Source organism: Blautia sp. ZXY-1-C6 (assembly GCF_056339875.1).
The window spans coordinates 1-4,094 of sequence record NZ_JBWJVQ010000003.1 but is presented as its reverse complement, the minus strand read 5'-3'; the positions used below and the strand labels follow the sequence as shown (position 1 = coordinate 4,094).

The following is a 4,094-nucleotide window of genomic DNA, read 5'->3' as shown; positions in this document are numbered from 1 at the left end:
TTGTGTCGGAGTCCGAAGAAGTGGAGCAGCCTGCCAGCATAATCACCAGCAAAGAAATCATAACACACAATAACAGTCTGTACGGTCTTTCGGATTTTGAGATTGTTCGTTTCATTTTGTTTCCTCCTTGAATTGAGTTTTATTATCTAAGAGCCAATGCAGGCTCTAATTTTGCTGCTTTCAATGCTGGTAATAATCCGCCCAATAATGCTGTAAGCACAGACACAGCAACTGCAACAACAGCAACGCTGATTGGATAACTCGGTGTTCCCACCGGGGAATCCACAGGGAGCAACGCTCCAATACAATGCACCAAAATCAGCGAAATCAAAATAGCTGCAAGGCAAACGAATATTGATAAAATCAACTGTGAGCCTAAAACCAATGCCACAATATTTGTTCGTGAAGCACCTATCGCTCTGCGGATCAGCAACTCATGTGTGCGCTGTTCCAATGAAGATAGTCCGATATTGATCTGCCCTAATACGGAAACAAACAGCAACAAAAGCGAAGTAACCAAAAGCCCTAATTGCAGTATGGACAATACCGAATCATAGGTATCTCCAATATCACTCCGCCCAGCACTTTCCCAGTAACCGCCAATGGTATCAGTCAAAATGTCGCCAAGGGCAGAATGTATCTGTTCGATTGTCAGTCCTGTTGTGGGATGCCAATACACATTTGCATTTTGTACTTGCCACATTGCTGGTGCGAAATTGAGGATCGCCGCAGAATCCGCATAGATAGTCGGAAAATCCCTGCCATCGTTTACTACTCCGACAATATTGAATGGGGTTAACGAAAGTGTGCTTTTTACATTTCCTGCAGCATAGGGCGAATCATTAAAATAGTTTTTAGCTTCTTTGTTTATGACCACTTCAAGCGAGCCGCCCTCACTCGAAGGCTCTAACCATCTACCGGATGTCATTGGAAGATTATAGACTTGACTATATGCCTCCGTGGTGCAAACTAAATCAAAAGCCATCAGGTTTTGGTAAACATCATTCGGCGGTATTGGCGTTAAATCTTTCATTGGTGCAAATCGAATATCTTCTCCCATAGAAAAAGTAACAGCGGCTACATCATCAATGGCTTCAAATCTCTGGAATAATTGTTCCATTTTATTTCTATCGTGAAAATCGGATTCCGTTATCACGAATGAGTAAGTAGGTGACCAGCCATATACCTGTGCGTTTACGAAAATCAAATACTCCCGTCCAAGCGTACCAACTAATACCGATCCAAGCATTGCGATAATGCCTACAAGCATTGAAACACTTGTCAGAATACTTCTAAGTGGAGACAGACGAGAGGTCTTTAAGTATCATTTTTAGCACAAGTTATCCTCCTCCATCCATTTCAAAAATCGTATCACAGGTATCTGCAATATCAGGATCGTGCGTAACCAACAGCAGCATAATTCCATTTTCTTTTACGACGCTGTGCAACAGTTCCATAATCTGCGTTCCCGTCTTTTTATCCAACGCTCCCGTAGGCTCATCACATAAAATGGCTTCCGGAGATACTGCAAGCGCCCTTGCGATTGCAACTCTTTGTTGTTCACCGCCGGACAAATTGATTGGGTAATCATTTTCCTTGCTTTCTAAGCCGACACTTTTTAGCAAGCCTGTAATTATCTCGTGACGCTGTTTGGCGGTAAACGACTTTTTGGCATAGAGTAGGGGTAATTCGATATTTTCCCATACCCGCAAGTGCTTAATCAGAGAGTAGTTCTGAAATACAAATCCGATATTATTGGCTCGCAGTATAGACAGATCACGGTCTTTCAAAGCAGAAATAGATATACCATCATAAAGGTACTCGCCCTCATATTCCCGATTTAACAAGCCAATAATGGATATAAGGCTTGTTTTGCCTGAGCCGGACTTTCCGACAATGGCATAACTGCGCCCTCGTTGCAATTCCATATTAGCGTTGGTTACTGTTGTCAGCATATCGCCATTATTCAATTTGACGCTTGCTTTCAAATCCTTTATTTTGATTAAAGTCTTTTCGGAAATTCCTTTCATTTTATCAAATCCCCCTCGGATCAAGGTTTGGCGGAGTAGCAGAAACTACATCGCCCTCCTCTAAGCCGGACAGTATTTCTATATTGGCTCCGTCTGTCACACCCAATGTCACTTTTGTTTCCACTCTTTCTCCATTCGGAGTAATTACATCTCGCGCGAGATGTAATTACTCCGAATGGAGAAAGAGTGGAAACAAAAGTGACATTGGGTGTGACAGACGGAGCCAATATAGAAATACTGTCCGGCTTAGAGGAGGGCGATGTAGTTTCTGCTACTCCGCCAAACCTTGATCCGAGGGGGATTTGATAAAATGAAAGGAATTTCCGAAAAGACTTTAATCAAAATAAAGGATTTGAAAGCAAGCGTCAAATTGAATAATGGCGATATGCTGACAACAGTAACCAACGCTAATATGGAATTGCAACGAGGGCGCAGTTATGCCATTGTCGGAAAGTCCGGCTCAGGCAAAACAAGCCTTATATCCATTATTGGCTTGTTAAATCGGGAATATGAGGGCGAGTACCTTTATGATGGTATATCTATTTCTGCTTTGAAAGACCGTGATCTGTCTATACTGCGAGCCAATAATATCGGATTTGTATTTCAGAACTACTCTCTGATTAAGCACTTGCGGGTATGGGAAAATATCGAATTACCCCTACTCTATGCCAAAAAGTCGTTTACCGCCAAACAGCGTCACGAGATAATTACAGGCTTGCTAAAAAGTGTCGGCTTAGAAAGCAAGGAAAATGATTACCCAATCAATTTGTCCGGCGGTGAACAACAAAGAGTTGCAATCGCAAGGGCGCTTGCAGTATCTCCGGAAGCCATTTTATGTGATGAGCCTACGGGAGCGTTGGATAAAAAGACGGGAACGCAGATTATGGAACTGTTGCACAGCGTCGTAAAAAGAAAATGGAATTATGCTGCTGTTGGTTACGCACGATCCTGATATTGCAGATACCTGTGATACGATTTTTGAAATGGATGGAGGGAGGATAACTTGTGCTAAAAATGATACTTAAAGACCTTCGTCTGTCTCCACTTAGAAGTATTCTGACAAGTGTTTCAATGCTTGTAGGCATTATCGCAATGCTTGGATCGGTATTAGTTGGTACGCTTGGACGGGAGTATTTGATTTTCGTAAACGCACAGGTATATGGCTGGTCACCTACTTACTCATTCGTGATAACGGAATCCGATTTTCACGATAGAAATAAAATGGAACAATTATTCCAGAGATTTGAAGCCATTGATGATGTAGCCGCTGTTACTTTTTCTATGGGAGAAGATATTCGATTTGCACCAATGAAAGATTTAACGCCAATACCGCCGAATGATGTTTACCAAAACCTGATGGCTTTTGATTTAGTTTGCACCACGGAGGCATATAGTCAAGTCTATAATCTTCCAATGACATCCGGTAGATGGTTAGAGCCTTCGAGTGAGGGCGGCTCGCTTGAAGTGGTCATAAACAAAGAAGCTAAAAACTATTTTAATGATTCGCCCTATGCTGCAGGAAATGTAAAAAGCACACTTTCGTTAACCCCATTCAATATTGTCGGAGTAGTAAACGATGGCAGGGATTTTCCGACTATCTATGCGGATTCTGCGGCGATCCTCAATTTCGCACCAGCAATGTGGCAAGTACAAAATGCAAATGTGTATTGGCATCCCACAACAGGACTGACAATCGAACAGATACATTCTGCCCTTGGCGACATTTTGACTGATACCATTGGCGGTTACTGGGAAAGTGCTGGGCGGAGTGATATTGGAGATACCTATGATTCGGTATTGTCCATACTGCAATTAGGGCTTTTGGTTACTTCGCTTTTGTTGCTGTTTGTTTCCGTATTAGGGCAGATCAATATCGGACTATCTTCATTGGAACAGCGCACACATGAGTTGCTGATCCGCAGAGCGATAGGTGCTTCACGAACAAATATTGTGGCATTGGTTTTAGGCTCACAGTTGATTTTATCAATATTCGTTTGCCTTGCAGCTATTTTGATTTCGCTGATTTTGGTGCATTGTATTGGAGCGTTGCTCCCTGTGGATTCC

The 4,094-nt window shown here is 42.5% G+C and carries 4 protein-coding genes; 2 read left to right on the top strand and 2 right to left on the bottom strand.

The genetic code is table 11. The features are described from left to right. Positions 1-142 precede the first annotated feature (142 nt). Together AC075J_RS00185 and AC075J_RS00180 are read right to left on the bottom strand one after the other, a co-directional pair. Complete coding sequence (locus AC075J_RS00185; protein ID WP_476389816.1) at positions 143-1,285, bottom strand: ABC transporter permease; 1,143 nt, start codon at positions 1,283-1,285, stop codon at positions 143-145. A 55-nt stretch (positions 1,286-1,340) separates the two neighbouring features. Beyond that, the gene (locus AC075J_RS00180) at positions 1,341-2,030 is read right to left on the bottom strand and encodes an ABC transporter ATP-binding protein (RefSeq protein WP_476389814.1); all 690 of its coding nucleotides are present in this window, start codon (positions 2,028-2,030) and stop codon (positions 1,341-1,343) included. 310 nt (positions 2,031-2,340) lie between these two features. On the opposite strand from AC075J_RS00180, the gene AC075J_RS00175 reads away from it, so the two are divergent. Next, positions 2,341-2,982 (top strand): ABC transporter ATP-binding protein, encoded by a 642-nt coding sequence (locus tag AC075J_RS00175; protein ID WP_476389813.1) that lies wholly within the window; start codon positions 2,341-2,343, stop codon positions 2,980-2,982. A gap of 62 nt (positions 2,983-3,044) precedes the next feature. After that, positions 3,045-4,094, top strand: a 1,050-nt coding sequence (locus AC075J_RS00170) for an ABC transporter permease (RefSeq protein WP_476389815.1), incomplete at its 3' end; no start/stop codon positions are given.